The organism is Winkia sp. UMB3158, assembly GCF_030217145.1.
GTDB classification, from domain to species: Bacteria; Actinomycetota; Actinomycetes; order Actinomycetales; family Actinomycetaceae; genus Winkia; species Winkia anitrata.
Genome location: NZ_JASONH010000002.1, coordinates 238,130 through 251,693, shown reverse-complemented (window position 1 = coordinate 251,693; position 13,564 = coordinate 238,130). Strand labels below are relative to the sequence as shown.

At 54.1% G+C, this 13,564-nt stretch carries 16 protein-coding genes; 2 read left to right on the top strand and 14 right to left on the bottom strand.

All coding sequences use genetic code 11. The features are described 5' to 3' along the window. Positions 1-18: 18 nt before the first annotated feature. Positions 19-903: a head maturation protease, ClpP-related gene (locus QP400_RS03040; RefSeq protein WP_048707979.1), complete on the bottom strand. Its 885-nt coding sequence runs from the start codon at positions 901-903 to the stop codon at positions 19-21. Continuing rightward, positions 900-2,213 carry a phage portal protein gene (locus tag QP400_RS03035; protein WP_048707984.1) on the bottom strand — a complete coding sequence of 438 codons (1,314 nt, stop codon included), beginning with the start codon at positions 2,211-2,213 and terminating at the stop codon, positions 900-902. The genes QP400_RS03040 and QP400_RS03035 overlap by 4 nt, the downstream gene beginning before the upstream one ends. A gap of 30 nt (positions 2,214-2,243) precedes the next feature. Between QP400_RS03035 and QP400_RS03030 the strand changes: the two genes are divergently transcribed. Further along, a complete protein-coding gene (locus tag QP400_RS03030; protein ID WP_285462514.1) occupies positions 2,244-2,918 on the top strand; it encodes a hypothetical protein in 675 nt (224 codons plus the stop codon). A gap of 3 nt (positions 2,919-2,921) precedes the next feature. Here the strand turns inward: QP400_RS03030 and QP400_RS03025 are convergent, their stop codons facing one another. The 7 genes from QP400_RS03025 to metK form a co-directional block, all read right to left on the bottom strand. Then, positions 2,922-4,526, bottom strand: a complete 1,605-nt coding sequence (locus QP400_RS03025) for a terminase large subunit (RefSeq protein ID WP_048707993.1) — start codon at positions 4,524-4,526, stop codon at positions 2,922-2,924. A 75-nt stretch (positions 4,527-4,601) separates the two neighbouring features. Then, the gene (locus tag QP400_RS03020; RefSeq protein WP_048707996.1) at positions 4,602-4,886 is read right to left on the bottom strand and encodes an Nmad4 family putative nucleotide modification protein; all 285 of its coding nucleotides are present in this window, start codon (positions 4,884-4,886) and stop codon (positions 4,602-4,604) included. Positions 4,887-4,992: 106 nt separating this feature from the next. After that, complete coding sequence (locus QP400_RS03015; RefSeq protein ID WP_048707999.1) at positions 4,993-5,442, bottom strand: hypothetical protein; 450 nt, start codon at positions 5,440-5,442, stop codon at positions 4,993-4,995. Further along, positions 5,436-5,651 carry a hypothetical protein gene (locus QP400_RS03010; RefSeq protein WP_048708001.1) on the bottom strand — a complete coding sequence of 72 codons (216 nt, stop codon included), beginning with the start codon at positions 5,649-5,651 and terminating at the stop codon, positions 5,436-5,438. Before QP400_RS03010 ends, QP400_RS03015 begins: the two co-directional genes overlap by 7 nt. Before the next feature lie 88 nt (positions 5,652-5,739). Next, positions 5,740-7,260, bottom strand: coding sequence for a DNA cytosine methyltransferase (locus tag QP400_RS03005; protein WP_048708004.1), 1,521 nt, complete (start codon positions 7,258-7,260; stop codon positions 5,740-5,742). Between the two features lie 3 nt (positions 7,261-7,263). Continuing rightward, positions 7,264-8,520: a site-specific DNA-methyltransferase gene (locus tag QP400_RS03000; protein WP_048708005.1), complete on the bottom strand. Its 1,257-nt coding sequence runs from the start codon at positions 8,518-8,520 to the stop codon at positions 7,264-7,266. Continuing rightward, on the bottom strand, positions 8,492-9,682 hold the full coding sequence (gene metK / locus QP400_RS02995) for a methionine adenosyltransferase (protein ID WP_048708007.1): 1,191 nt from the start codon (positions 9,680-9,682) through the stop codon (positions 8,492-8,494). Before metK ends, QP400_RS03000 begins: the two co-directional genes overlap by 29 nt. Before the next feature lie 117 nt (positions 9,683-9,799). On the opposite strand from metK, the gene QP400_RS02990 reads away from it, so the two are divergent. Continuing rightward, the gene (locus tag QP400_RS02990; protein WP_227469290.1) at positions 9,800-10,009 is read left to right on the top strand and encodes a hypothetical protein; all 210 of its coding nucleotides are present in this window, start codon (positions 9,800-9,802) and stop codon (positions 10,007-10,009) included. Between the two features lie 24 nt (positions 10,010-10,033). Here QP400_RS02990 and QP400_RS02985 read toward each other — a convergent pair whose 3' ends face one another. From QP400_RS02985 to QP400_RS02965, 5 genes are all read right to left on the bottom strand, one after another. After that, positions 10,034-10,606 carry a P27 family phage terminase small subunit gene (locus tag QP400_RS02985; RefSeq protein WP_048708014.1) on the bottom strand — a complete coding sequence of 191 codons (573 nt, stop codon included), beginning with the start codon at positions 10,604-10,606 and terminating at the stop codon, positions 10,034-10,036. A 245-nt stretch (positions 10,607-10,851) separates the two neighbouring features. After that, entirely contained in the window at positions 10,852-11,229 is a 378-nt protein-coding gene (locus tag QP400_RS02980) for an HNH endonuclease (protein ID WP_048708017.1), read from the bottom strand. A 139-nt stretch (positions 11,230-11,368) separates the two neighbouring features. Next, complete coding sequence (locus QP400_RS02975) at positions 11,369-11,827, bottom strand: ArpU family phage packaging/lysis transcriptional regulator (protein WP_285462512.1); 459 nt, start codon at positions 11,825-11,827, stop codon at positions 11,369-11,371. Then, positions 11,818-13,191, bottom strand: a complete 1,374-nt coding sequence (locus tag QP400_RS02970) for an SNF2-related protein (RefSeq protein WP_285462510.1) — start codon at positions 13,189-13,191, stop codon at positions 11,818-11,820. The genes QP400_RS02975 and QP400_RS02970 overlap by 10 nt, the downstream gene beginning before the upstream one ends. Next, positions 13,172-13,450, bottom strand: coding sequence for a VRR-NUC domain-containing protein (locus tag QP400_RS02965; protein WP_048708027.1), 279 nt, complete (start codon positions 13,448-13,450; stop codon positions 13,172-13,174). Before QP400_RS02965 ends, QP400_RS02970 begins: the two co-directional genes overlap by 20 nt. Between the last annotated feature and the right edge of the window lie 114 nt (positions 13,451-13,564).

The following is a 13,564-nucleotide window of genomic DNA, read 5'->3' as shown; positions in this document are numbered from 1 at the left end:
AGTTCCTCTCTTAAGGGTTTAGTGGGGTTGATCAGTTAGTTGGGCGTATAAATCAACAACCCGCCGACCACAAGAGACAGCGGGCTGCAAAGAACAACGGGTATCAGGAGATGGCAGTGAGCCAGGCGGAGCACTATCTTTTCGCTGGCCAGCTAACTGCGCGACGAGGCGCTGTTCCGCGGCCTTTCTGGAAAACACCACACCACCCTTGTTTTTGGGCGGCAACGGCGGCTTCTTACGGGCAGGGCCTTGCTCGTCATCCCCGCCGGAATCGTCCTCATCCGGCTCGTCTTCACCCGGCTCTTCAGATTCTTCGTCCTCTTTGTCTGGGGTTGGTGCTCGTTTACCAGTCAGCAGCTCGTCGGCGAACCCAAGTTCGATGGCTGCAGTTGCGTCCATCCAGGTCTCGGCATCCATCAACTTCGACAACTTCGCCCTGCTCAACCCAGTCTTGAGCTGGTAAGCATTGATAATCGAGTCCTTGACACTCTCAAGCATGTCGAGGGCACGCGAGAGTTCGGTTTTATCGCCCATCGCCAACGTTGCTGGGTTGTGGATCATCAACATCGACACCGGCGACATCGCCACATGACTTGCTGCCATGGCGATCACGCTCGCTGCGGATGCTGCGATGCCATCAATATTGACTGTCACGGTTCCTGGGTAGTCCAGAAGCATGTTGTAAATCCTGGCTGCCGCCACGACATCGCCACCGGGACTGTTGAGCCAAACAGTGACCGGTCCTGATCCGGCATTTAGTTCAGATGCGAAGATGGCGGGTGTTACGTCATCGTCGAGCCAGGATTCTTCGGCGATAGCCCCGTTGATACGCAAAACCCGAACATCCTCTTGGGTGTCCGGGTTGGTTGTTTCTGGTGGTATCCAGTTCCAAAAACGCTTCACATTCTCCTCCTCAAAATTTGGTTCTTTTCAGGTTGTTCTTCCAGCTGCTCATCGTTAGCTGCGACAGCGTCGGCTTGTTTGGTGGCGGCATAAGCGCCTGCCATATCGAGTGGCAGCATGTTGCCGTTGACCAGGTAGAGATCCCCGCCATCGGCCTCATCGATGCGGTCGAGATTCTCTAGCTCGCGGATGTCGTTGGCGCTCATCCACCCGTTCTGCCTGGCTACCGCGTAGCCCTCCATACGCGACTGGTAATCCCCGCGCAGCAGCCCCTCAACATTGAACTTCACAAACAACTGCTGCTTTTCACGCGGGTTCAAGAGAGTTTTCGTGATTGCTTGTTCCCAGCGGATCACCCACGGATCAAGCGTGTACTTCACAAACTCCAGAGACTGCTGCTCAATATTAGAAAAGGAACTCTTTTCCAGATCGCCGATCATGTGCGGCGGAATACGGAAAATCCGGGCAATCTCGTTGAGCTGAAACTTCCGTGTTTCAAGAAACTGTGCCTGCTCCGGAGACACGCTAATAGGCGTGTACTTCATGCCCTCTTCTAAAACAGCGACCTTATTGCCGTTCTTCGCACCACCAAAGGTAGCCTGCCAAGACTCACGCACCCGAGAAGGATCCTTAATCGTGCCAGGATGCTCCAACACCCCACCAGGAGCAGCACCATTAGCAAAAAACGACGCCCCGTAATCTTCGGTGGCTTGTGCCAGGCCGATAGCATTGCGGGCCATCGCAATCGGTGAATAACCCACTAAACCGTCGAAGCCGAGACCTGGGATATGCAAAACATCGGCTGGGGTCAGCCGGATGGTTTTGTATTCGCCTGCCGGCTCATCCCAGGAGGTCTGGTACTCGTAATACAAAGCCTTAGTGTCCAAGTCTCTGCCTACGCTCATGCGGTTTGGCTGCAACGGATAGAGCCCTATGATTTCACCTAGGCCGTTGCGTACAACCTGGGCGAACGCGTTACCCCACAAAAGCAGATGCGTCATCAAAGTTTCGCGGAAAACAAACGACGTCATCTCGGGGTTCGGCTCATCATGAAGAAGCCGATACAAACCATGATCGGTAGCTTTTTCTTTACCGCCACCTTCCGTATGCCGGTAAACATGCAGTGGCAAACCCGCGATAGCCTCAGCCAGGATACGCACGCATGAATGCACAGCGGTCATCTGCATCGCGCTGCGTTCTGTTACCGGACGACCAGAAGACGTAGGTCCGAACAAGAACGAGTAAGACGAGCCAATCGTATGGTTTTCGGTCTCGCGGGGTCTACCGCGTAGCCAGTTGCGTATCCCCATGGAGCACTCCTTGCATGGATAATTTGTTATGTGAATAAACGTAGATCACCGAAAGAACGCATAAACGAACCAGGCTCAATGCAGTCGGAACGAATCGATGGCTTTGAGAACATAGAAACGGGTACCCCAGTCCTGTACCGGTGGATTTATGACCGAATATTTTGGGATCTCGACCATGCAGAAGTCGAGCTGACAGGAAGTCGCGTCGATTTCGCTAATCTAATTCACGCAGCTGCTCACCTACGTCTCGTTTTGGAGCTCGTAGTTACAGCTTCCTTTGCCGCTAGCAAAAGGCTTTTCGACAAGGCACAGAAAAAGATGGAAAGCGCAAAAGACTTCGGAGAGATGCGAAAACGTTTGAAGGAGCTTAATCCAAACTATTGGCCATGTTCGTTCGGATATGTTACCCATGATGGAACTGTGGGGCAAGGCGTACGACCGGAAGTTGGACTCCAGGAATCCGAAGTCGGACGCAGTTTTGGTCTTGTCAGCGCGATCCTCCATGCACCTAATCCATTCAAAAAGAATGAGACTTCTCCTGAAGAGAACTTCGAAGCACTTAGAGCTTTGTGCCTATTTTTGCGAGAGCTGCTTGAATCCCACATTGTTCAACTTGCAGATTCCTCCGAGTTTCTTCTACTTCGACGTGACGGTAACGGAGAAATTCGAGTTCAAAGTATCAAGACTGACCGACCACTTTTGTAAGTATTAGAGCACAAGTAGTCCCCGCGAGTCGTAAACCGAACCACCACTAAGTGCGTTGCCACACCTGATAGCCCGATCCAAGGCCATGATGGTGGCGACCACCCCGTCGATTTTTTCCGTGGATTTTTGCTTATCTGGCTTGATGTTGCCAGCTGGGTCGGTGCGTACGTGAATGTTATCGACCATCCAGGCCAGCACCGGGTGCCCGCCGTGCGCGAGCTTGCCTTCCAACGCCAGCTTCATCAGTTCCTTGGATGGTGGGGACATGTCTTTGAAGCCTTGCCCAAATGGCACTACCGTGAAACCAGCATCCTCAAGGTTTTGGCTCATTTGGACCGCTCCCCACCGGTCGAAAGCGATTTCTCGGATATTAAACCGGGTGCCAAGATCCTCAATGAACTTCTCGATATACCCGTAGTGCACCACGTTGCCCTCAGTTGTGAGTAGGTGGCCTTGCTGATGCCATAGGTCGTAGGGGACGTGATCCCTAGAAACTCTGAGTTTGAGGTTGTCTTCGGGTATCCAAAACCAGGGTGCAACCGTGTATTTGTCATCGTCATCCGTGGGTGGGAATACGAGAACGAAAGCAGTGATATCGGTGGTAGAGGCAAGATCCAGCCCTCCATAACAGGGTCGTCCCTCGAGGTCGTCTAGATTGACTGGGGTATTGTTTTGATTCCACACGTGCATGGGCATCCATCGCACAGACTGTTTGACCCACTGGTTCAAACGCAACTGTCTGAAGGTGTTTTCTTCAGCCGGATTCTGCCTGGCACTATTACAAGCGTCCCTAACTTTCTGGATTGGCACCGTCACGTCCAAGGATGGGTTGGCTTTATGCCACACGGCTTCATCGGTCCAATCATCATCTTGCGCTGCCCCATATATGACTGGATAGAAAGTGGGGTCGATCTTTTTGCCATCCAGGATGTCTTGGGCTTTTTGGTGTTGTTCGTAGCAGATGCTGTGGGTGTCGGTGCCGGCGGTTGTGATCAGGAAGTACAGTGGCTGGGTGCGAGCATCCCCACTGCCTTTGGTCATCACGTCGAAGAGCGCCCGGTTGGGTTGGGTGTGTAGCTCATCGAATACCACTCCGGAAATATTGAATCCGTGTTTGGAATAAGCCTCGGCCGATAGTACCTGGTAGAAGGAATTGGTGGGGGAGTAGATGATACGTTTTTGGCTTCTAAGGATCTTTACCCGCTTGGCTAGTGGGGGACACATTCTCACCATGTCGGCTGCCACTTCGAACACGATGGATGCTTGTTGCCGATCGGCAGCACACCCATAAACTTCAGCGCGTTCCTCGCCATCGCCGCAACACAGTAAGAGTGCGACGGCGGCGGCAAGTTCACTCTTGCCCTGTTTCTTCGGGATCTCCACGTAAGCCGTAGTGAATTGGCGAAACCCGTCAGGTTTGACCACCCCGAAAAGGTCGCGAATGATTTGTTCTTGCCAATCAATCAACTTAAAAGGTTTTCCTGCCCACCGGCCTTTCGTATGCTTTAAAGCTTCGATAAACGCGACCGCAAAATCAGCTCGGCGCTTGTCATAGCGCGAGCTTTCAGCCATGAACCGGGTCGGGTGATAATCAGCTAGCTCACGCATACGAATCAGTTACCTTCTATTGGTTAAAAAATCAGTTACTACCAGCGATAACAGGCGCCCTCAAGCCTTGTGGGGCTAGGCTTCGGGCAGATTAGCTAACGCCCAGGCGAGCGCGTGACCGTCGTCAGGGAAAATCTGGTCGGCTTGCTTGATCAGTTCGAGGCCGCATTCGATGAAGGACTTACCCTGCCAGGGGTTCTCGGAGGGGGTTTCGGTCAGGTGGTAGATGCAGGCGTCGTTGCCATAAACCCCGCCCTTGTGCCAACTGTAGCTGGTGGCGATCACTAGGTTGCCGTAGCGCACCACCGCACCGTAGCTATCGGTGGCCATTTGCAGGCGTTCCATCGTTGTCGTTTCCATCGCTGTATTTCCTTTCTTCGCGTACCGTTTTGGTATGTATATACAGCCATAGACTTCGCTACTTATCCAGTCATTTTGCCACCTATTTTGCCTAATAAATAGTGGTTTACATCTCTTGGTTAGTGTTTATTAGTGGCGGGGTTTTCCACGCAGAATCACCGCTTAATGGTGCAAGTAAAATCTTGCGTACTTCCTTATGTTCTTTACCAGAAAGTCCGATGCGGTAAAGCAGGGAGCGCAGTTCATACTTCTCATTACTTACCTGTCTTGTACTGCGGGTTACGGTGCGGCGGATCCGTTTAGCGTACGCGATCAGCTTCGTTAAGAACTCGGTGTAGGCAGTGATCTTCTCAAACTCGGGCAGCTCATCCCACCACGGGAAACTCAGCCCCTCACTACTGGTGGTGATGTCGAGCCGGCTCGCGCCGAGCGCTTTAGCGATCAAGTCTTTCTTGGCTGCAATAAGTCCATGCAGCCTTGCCAGCTCAGTCTCATCAAGCGTGGCGGGCAGGGTGACTACGAGCCCGTAGTTTTCAGCCTTTTTGGTGTTCACCATTGCTCATCCTCCTCACCATCAAACTCGATGCTTTGAACGTCCAGCCATGTGCGGATGAGGCGCATGAAGTCGTGTGGGAAGTTGGAGACAATCATTTCTACGTGCTTGTAGCCGTGGTCTTCGGCTGCATCCCACACCGCACCAATATCGGTCAGGTCGACTCCGAGGTTTTCGATTTCTTCTAGATCGGCGTATAGCTGTCCCATCATCACCAAACCCTCTCTTTCTTGCTGGTTGTTTGGTCATGTACATACAGCCATAGGAACGCGTACTTATCCAGTCATTTTCGCCTTAAAATCAAGGAGTTTTAGTGGTCTCGGCGACTATCTGGGAAAGCACGAGTTTGGCGCACGGCAAAGCTATCCCGTTTCCCCACAGCTTGTAGAGTGCCCGGTCGGACGCTGGATTGGTGAGCCAAGAGCGTACTTGGTTGCGGGTTTTAGGTTTTTTCAATCCTTGCACCTTGGCCCAGCTGGCCCAGATCTGCCACCAGTAATCCAACTGTGAATCTGTAGGATCGCTGATTGCTAAATCCTGTGTCCAATCATCAGGGAATCCTTGTAGGCGGGCGCATTCGGTTGGGGTTAAGCGTCTCACGCGGTATTCGGGCATGCCAGGGTCAGTGACCAGGGGCGGCTCAGTTGAGTCCGAAGCCAACAGAGCACCAGCAATATTGACGTTGCCTCGGCAGAAGAAGTCTGCCTTCGAGGCACTCACAACGTCGGGTTCGACGATGGCGATGCCGCCTTGGTTACAGGTCGGAGTTATCCCAGACGTATCGAGCGTCTTGGATACCTCAGTTGAATAACCGTACCTGCCCACTGCCGCGCCGCGTCCCTCATGTAACGCATTGAAACCGTAGGCGGTAGCGATGATGGGAGTATTGCCTCCGCCATTGCCGTAACGAGCGGTCACGGTTGGTGCTATCTGGCATGGTCCGCCCACTCTGGCATCATGAGGATGGTGGTCAAATAGTAGCGGCTCAATAATACTCTGGTCGTTACTGCATCCGAGCGTGCCGGAAAGATTTGTTTGCACGAGCGGGCCTTTACCACCACCAGGTTTACCTGCCCGCATCCGCAAGGCGAACACATCTAAAGATTTGCTTGCCTCGTGAGTGCCTGCTCGAGGATTGGTGGGAGGGTTTTGCTTTTCACTGCAGCCCGGCGCAAGATCCCCGTGCAGGCGCGTGGGCTCAAAGAGTATGTGTCCGGCACGCCCGCTTGCAAAATCGCAGATAAGGTAGATTCTTTTGCGTCGTTGGGGTACTCCGAAAAATTGCGCGTCCAATACTCGCCACGCAATACTCCATTTGTCTGCCACGATCGCTCCGGCTTTTTGCCATTTTTGTACTCGAGGTAGGTCAGCCGCTGCCGTTTCGTCGACAACCGAGATGAGGTTTTGCAGGACGCTGTGGAAGTCTGCCCCTTTATTGCTTGAGAAGGCTCCGGGCACGTTTTCCCAAACAGCGAATCTTGGATATAGACCATGACTTGCCTTTCTCATTTCCTTGATGACTCTGACAGCTTGGTGGAATAGACCCGAGCGTTCGCCAGCTAAACCTGCCCTTTTACCTGCTACCGACAGGTCTTGGCAAGGAGAGCCAAACGTGACCACATCCACCGGCTCTAGCTGACTGCCGTCAATGTTGCAGATGTTGCCTAGGTGTTGCATTTGCGGAAGGCGCGTGGTGGTGACCAGGATCGGGAAAGGCTCAATCTCGCTTGCCCACACAGGTTCGATACCAACCTTTGTTGCCGCGAGTGGGAAACCACCCGAGCCATCAAAAAGCGAGCCAAGCCTTAAAGTTTGTCTCACGAGTTAGCCTTTCTGCTTGGGACGGTCGACCTCTTTCACCAGATCCAGGTAGGCATACTGCTTGCCACCACGCTCACACGTGATCCCTGCCGCGTCTCCGGTTGCTTCGGCATAGCGGCGCAGAATCACGGAAGCGTATTTCTCATCCAGCTCCATGCAATAGCAAGTGCGGTCTGTGGCTTCTGCAGCCATTAGCGTGGAACCAGAGCCAGCAAACGTATCGAGCACGATCGCGTTGGTTTGCGTGGAGTTACGAATCGGATAGGCCAGCAAATCCAGCGGCTTCGAGGTCGGATGGTCACTGTTTTTGCGGGGCTTGGCGAAATTCCACACCGTGGTTTGTTTGCGGTCGGCATACCAAGCGTGAGAGCCGTCTTTCTTCCACCCATACAGCACCGGTTCGTGCTGCCACTGATATGGGGAACGACCAAGCACTAGGGAGTCTTTAACCCAAATACAACAGCCCGACAGGTAGAAGCCAGCATCAAGAAACGCTTTACGGAAGTTGAGGCCTTCGGTGTCGGCATGGAAAACATAGGCTGACCCGCCCTTAGCAAGGGATGCCGCCATGTTGGTGAATGCAGCCAGCAGGAACTGGTAGAAGGTGCCTGCGTCTTGTTTGTCGCCTGCGATTTTCAGGCCGCTGTTCGATTTGAAGTCCACGTTGTAAGGCGGGTCTGTGACCACCAGATTAGCCTGTTTGCCATCCATCAAGGTTTCGACGTCGCTTGGGTTCGTGGCATCCGCGCACATTAGGCGATGCCTACCAACCCTCCAGATATCGCCTTTTTCAACAAAGGCTGCCGCTTCTAGGGCGGCGTTCAGGTCGAAGTTATCGTCCTCGATACTGTCGCTATCAAGAGAACCTATCAACTGTTGTATTTCGGCTTCGTCGAAACCAGTGAGTTCAACCTCGAAATCGGAAGCATCCAGGTCGGCTATGAGCAGGGCGAGTTTGGAATCATCCCAATCGCCACTGATCTTGTTTAGAGCAACATTGAGCGCTTTTTCGCGTGTTTCGTCGACTTCGACGACCACGCAATCCACCGTTTTATAACCCAGATCAGCTAGTACTTTCAGACGCTGATGCCCACCCACAACATTTCCGGTGGTTTTGTTCCAGATGACTGGCTCCACATACCCAAACTCACTTAGCGAGCGTTTTAGTTTGTCGTAGTCCGTGTCCCCAGGTTGTAGGTCTTTGCGGGGGTTGTAGTCAGCTGGGGTGAGATCAGTTAGCGCTATTTGCTTGATGCGCATGGTTTTTCACCGCCTTGACAAGCTCGCGGCTAGTAGTCCAGGTGTCTTCCCACTTGCGTGTGTAATCCCCGAAATGCCCATACGTCGAATAGCGCACATAGCCGGGTGCTCGCAGCCCAAACTGGTCGATGATTGCTGCTGGCCGAAGATTGAACACATCTTGAGCTGCAGCCGTGAGGATCTGGTCGGTGTATTGGCCGGTGCCGAGCGTGTCCACACTGAAAGCAACCGGGTCGGCTTTGCCAATCGCGTAACTAATCGCCACCTGGCACCGGGATGCAAGATCCGCATCCACTATCGTTTTCGCGATCAGGCGCGCCATATATGCACCCGACCGGTCAACCTTAGAAGCATCTTTACCACAGAAAGCTCCACCACCATGTCCGGCCAGCCCGCCATAGGTATCAACCATAAGTTTTCGGCCAGTGAGTCCGGTGTCAGCTTTAGGGCCGCCCTCCACGAACCGCCCGGACGGGTTGATCAACACAACAGTGTCCGCATCTACCGGTAGATATGGCTGACATGCTGGGCCAACAATCAGCGAAGTTATTTCACGGCGCAACACCTCGAAATCCTTGAATTTATCGTGCTGGACGGAAACCACAACGGTTTCGATAGATAGCGGTTTGCCTACCTCGTCGTAGCGCACCGAAACTTGTGCTTTACCATCCGAGAAGATCCCAGTGATGGTTCTTTGCTTGCGTGCCTGATCTAGCCGCTTACAAATCTCGTGGGCTAAAACAAGAGGCAACGGTAAACGCTGTGGTGTATCAGTGCAGGCATAACCGTAGACCGTGCCTTGATCACCAGCACCCTGAAGACAATAAGCAGACTCATCGCCATGGCGAGCCTCTAAAGATGTGCTCACCCCGTCGTTAATATCGTTAGATTGACGCCTCACCCACACGTACACCAAAAATCTCCACGGCTTATAGCCAGCTGCAATAAGTGCAGTTCGTACGCAATCACGCAAGTCAACACGAGCATTAGCGTTGATTTCACCAGTGACAATAATCCGTCGCCCAGTAGCCATGACCTCTACCGCGACACGGGCGTTGCGATCGGCGTAGAGAATTTCGTCCAGAATCTGATCAGCAATTAAATCGCACAGTTTATCGGGGTGACCGATACACACTGCTTCAGCGCTGCGAACCATAGTCATAGGAATGCCCTTTCAGTAGAAAAATAAAAAGAAACAAAAAACTCCCCACCATGACAAACCAAGAGTGGGGAGCGAATATAGACAAGCGAACCCGAATCGTGTGTGATACTGGAATACGTGAAAGACGAAACGAGTAAACCTAATCCGCAGGAGCAGGAGCCTTCTGGTGGCGATGGTAAAGCCGTGGCCTATGGAATGATTGCCGGGATGATGACCGGCATTATCTTTAGCTTCATTATGGACGATATCGCCTTGGGGGTAGCTATCGGCACAGGAGTTGGAATCGCGCTAGGGGCAGCTTTCAGCGCGACAAAAGGCTCCAAGTAACCCCGGTAAACAACTAGGACGCATCTACAAGCGTGCTTTCAACAACTGCTCCATAACCTCATCACCCGGAGCCGCCCCCGAATAGTCACTAGTGCAGTTAGCCCGCACAATCTCAAAAATCTCATACCAATACACATTTGCCTGCTTACCAAAAGACTGGCTCATCGCAACGAACGGGGAAGCGATAGCAGCCCCCGTGGTCGGGTGCTTGCCGAGCAAACCAAACTTGGAAATCGCCTGCTCACACTGCACATAACGCGCGAACGCCTGCGCATAGGCCTCAATCAGACGCTTAGAAACAAACCTCGTGCAGCCACGCTCATCAAGCCAGCGCCACGTCTCCCGATACACCAAATCAGCACCTAAAGGTTTGCCATCGCGTTGAACCTCCGACAGATACTCAGACGGCTCCGGCATCACCTCACCAGCAAGCACCGCGCCCGCGCCAACATCTGCACCCTCAAAATCGAAAGGGCTCGCTAGCGGATCTTCCAGGCGAGTAGCAGGCAGACCCTTGGCGAGTTTCTCGTTGAGTGGGTCGGGTTTCGCGCCTGCTCTGACGCGGCGGCCGCCGCGGTTGGTGCCGTCTTTCGCCATGAAATCTTGCCTCCTTCCAGGCGGTTAGCCCGGTGATGGAGGGCTTGCGGGTTAATACCGTGTTTGATTCGGTCTTTTTGTGTACGGTTGGCCCCGCCCGCTGACCCGTGAACGAGTCGTAGAGATTCGACGGCCCTACCCCTCGTCAGGCTTTCGACGGTGGCTCGTGTTCGGCAAACGCCAGGCGGGTAGGCATCTTTGAGGTTCCAGATGATCGTTGCGCCAACGGGCAACGTGTGGGCTCGTCAGTAGGTGTAGACCCGAGGTTGTTGCCTCCACCTGTCGTCATCCAAGGCTGTCCGCCTGGAGTGGCAGGGCTTGCACAGGCTTCGGAGGTTGTTGAAGTTGTGGGTGCCGCCGTGTTCAAGCGGGAGAACGTGGTGGACTTCTTGCACCGGCGTGTATCGCCCAGCCTCTAGGCAGTCTTCGCAGAGCGGGTGGGCGGCGACGTAGGTGGCGCGGATCTTGCGCCACCGTGAGCCGTAGCGGCGGTTGATCTTCGGATCCCGTTGATACTTCCGATACCGGGCGTCTTCTGCCTTCGCGTGGGCGTCGCAGTAGCGTTCGTGGGTGAGCTCGGGGCAGCCAGGGTGGGAGCACGGGGAGGCGGGTTTGACTGGCATCGCTGGCTCCTTCCCCCTGGATGTGGTGAAGCCCCAAGTTCCCGTGTGGGTTCTTGGGGCTTCTCCTAGTTTTCAACCACTTACATGTTCTCACACCGATATGCGGTTTTCTATCGCATGTTTCGGATACCGGCTAACGCTAGAGCTGTCCATATAAGGCGGTGGCGAACCTGTCGAGGGCCCGGTTCTTGCGCCGATAGACCGTGTCACGCTCGACGTAGAAATGGTCGGCGATCATCGATACCTTCTCATCTTGTGTCCCCTCGCTGAGGAAGAAGCCTTCGAGGATGAAGCGGTCGTCTTCAGCGATGACTTCCCACGCAGGCAAGAACCAGTCCATGTACTGGCGGGCCTGTAGGTAGCGAGCCTTGTAGGCGTCGATTCGCTCAATGCTCGCCACGATCCGATTCTCCGAAGCGCGGAGATCGCCAGAAGGTGGTGTGCCGTCCATGCGTGGGGATGCTGGGCTTGCCGCGCCAGCGTAAGCCGTCTTGATCTGCTCGTCGGTACTCTCGATGATCTGTTCCATCACCGCATAATCCTGCAGGGCTGCGATCGCGGCTTTCCTTGTGTCGAGGTATTTGGTCATCACATGCATGAGCTTGTCCTTTCAGTGGTTGTAATTTCTGCTGTGACCGCGTCAATCAACGCAGCCTGAGTAGCGTCTTTCGCATCAAGAGCTTTGAGAACGGTTTCATCGAGCGTCCCTTCCGCAACAAGATGCGTGATCGTCACAGGTTCGGATTGTCCTTGCCGATAAAGCCGTGCGTTGGTCTGTTGATAGAGCTCGAGACTCCAGGTGAGTGAAAACCACACCAGCAGATGCCCACCGCTCTGGAGGTTCAGCCCGTGGCCGGCCGACGCGGGGTGAATCAGCCCGAGGGTTATCTCGCCCTGGTTCCATGCCTCGATATCCGCGCTCGTTTTCAGTTCGCGAGCCTGCGGGAAGCGGGAGACGATGCGTTCGCGGTCATGGGTAAACCAATAGGCCACCAATAACGGGCTGCCGTTGGCAGCCTCGATGAGGTCTTCGAGGACGTCGAGCTTCCGCTCGTGAACCGCCGTCCACTGACCATCACCGGTGTAGATCGCGCCCGACGCCAACTGCAGCAACTTGCCCGACAATGCAGCAGCATTCGCAGCGTCGATTGTCGCCTCACCGAGGTCGAGGACAAGATCAGATTTCAACTGCTCATACACGCGTCGTTCTTTCGGATACAGCACCACAGGCATTGTCGTCACCGTCAGTTTTGGTAGCTGCAGGTGGTCGGTGGTTCTCATCGACAACGTCATGTCACCAATCGCCGCATAGATCTCATCCTCAGCACCCACGCGGGGCTTATAGGTGAAGATCTGCATCCCATTACGCTTATCGGGCACAAACCACCGCTCACGATAACGAGTAATGAAACGACCCAAACGCTCGCCACCGTCGAGAAGACGGAACCCAGCCCACACATCCATCAGCCCGTTCGACGCTGGCGTTCCGGTCAGGCCAACCCAGCGTTTAACGTATGGTCGCATTTTCACCAGCGCCGTGAACCGCTTCGCACGATGGTTCTTGAAGCTGGAGAGTTCGTCGATGATGACCATGTCGAACGGCCAGCCATCGCCGTACTGACCCACGAGCCATGGCATGTTTTCACGGTTGATGATGGTTACCATCGCAGACGCCGCGAGAGCGTTCAGCCGGTCTTGTTTGGTGCCAACAGCGACCGCGACGGTGAGCCCGTCAAGGTGATCCCACTTCGCTATTTCGGCGGGCCAGGTATCGCGGGCTACCCGCAGTGGTGCGATGACTAGGACTCGGTGGATGGTGAAGTAGTCGAGCATGAGCTGCCAGATCGCCGTCAACGTGATCACCGATTTGCCCAAACCCATCCCAAGGAAGATTGCGGCCTCGTGGTGGTCGATGATGAACTGGGTCGCCTGCCGCTGGTAGTTATGCGGCTGATAGTGCATCAAGCACCTCCTTGATCCCGTCAACCGAATCAACGACCAAAGCGGTGAAACCTTGCTGGCGGAGTTGGTTCATCCGGCGCACCTGGATTGGCCTGGGTTGTTTACCTGGTGCTTTGAGCTCAACGAAAACTACGCGGTTTCTCATCAGGCATATCCGGTCAGGTACACCCGTGGTTCCAGGGCAGACAAGCTTCCAGCACAAGCCGCCAGAGGCTTCAATGGCTTTCTTCAGTTGGTGTTCTATGGTTCGTTCGTTCATGGTCACTCCTTGAATGGTTTCTCAAGGGGTGCAGAGTGGTGCAGGGTATTTCCTAACCTTTTACATAGAGAAAAACACCATGTAATTTCACATGCGTAAGGTAGGAAAACGGGT

Coding starts and splice junctions, on each gene's coding strand:
- QP400_RS02975 (WP_285462512.1), bottom strand. CDS start 11,827: ATGCATGTGATGACCAAATACCTCGACACAAGGAAAGCCGCGATCGCA.
- QP400_RS02965 (WP_048708027.1), bottom strand. CDS start 13,450: ATGAACGAACGAACCATAGAACACCAACTGAAGAAAGCCATTGAAGCC.
- QP400_RS03020 (WP_048707996.1), bottom strand. CDS start 4,886: ATGGAAACGACAACGATGGAACGCCTGCAAATGGCCACCGATAGCTAC.
- QP400_RS02980 (WP_048708017.1), bottom strand. CDS start 11,229: ATGCCAGTCAAACCCGCCTCCCCGTGCTCCCACCCTGGCTGCCCCGAG.
- QP400_RS03035 (WP_048707984.1), bottom strand. CDS start 2,213: ATGGGGATACGCAACTGGCTACGCGGTAGACCCCGCGAGACCGAAAAC.
- QP400_RS03010 (WP_048708001.1), bottom strand. CDS start 5,651: ATGATGGGACAGCTATACGCCGATCTAGAAGAAATCGAAAACCTCGGA.
- QP400_RS02985 (WP_048708014.1), bottom strand. CDS start 10,606: ATGGCGAAAGACGGCACCAACCGCGGCGGCCGCCGCGTCAGAGCAGGC.
- metK (WP_048708007.1), bottom strand. CDS start 9,682: ATGACTATGGTTCGCAGCGCTGAAGCAGTGTGTATCGGTCACCCCGAT.
- QP400_RS02970 (WP_285462510.1), bottom strand. CDS start 13,191: ATGCACTATCAGCCGCATAACTACCAGCGGCAGGCGACCCAGTTCATC.
- QP400_RS03015 (WP_048707999.1), bottom strand. CDS start 5,442: ATGGTGAACACCAAAAAGGCTGAAAACTACGGGCTCGTAGTCACCCTG.
- QP400_RS03000 (WP_048708005.1), bottom strand. CDS start 8,520: ATGCGCATCAAGCAAATAGCGCTAACTGATCTCACCCCAGCTGACTAC.
- QP400_RS03025 (WP_048707993.1), bottom strand. CDS start 4,526: ATGCGTGAGCTAGCTGATTATCACCCGACCCGGTTCATGGCTGAAAGC.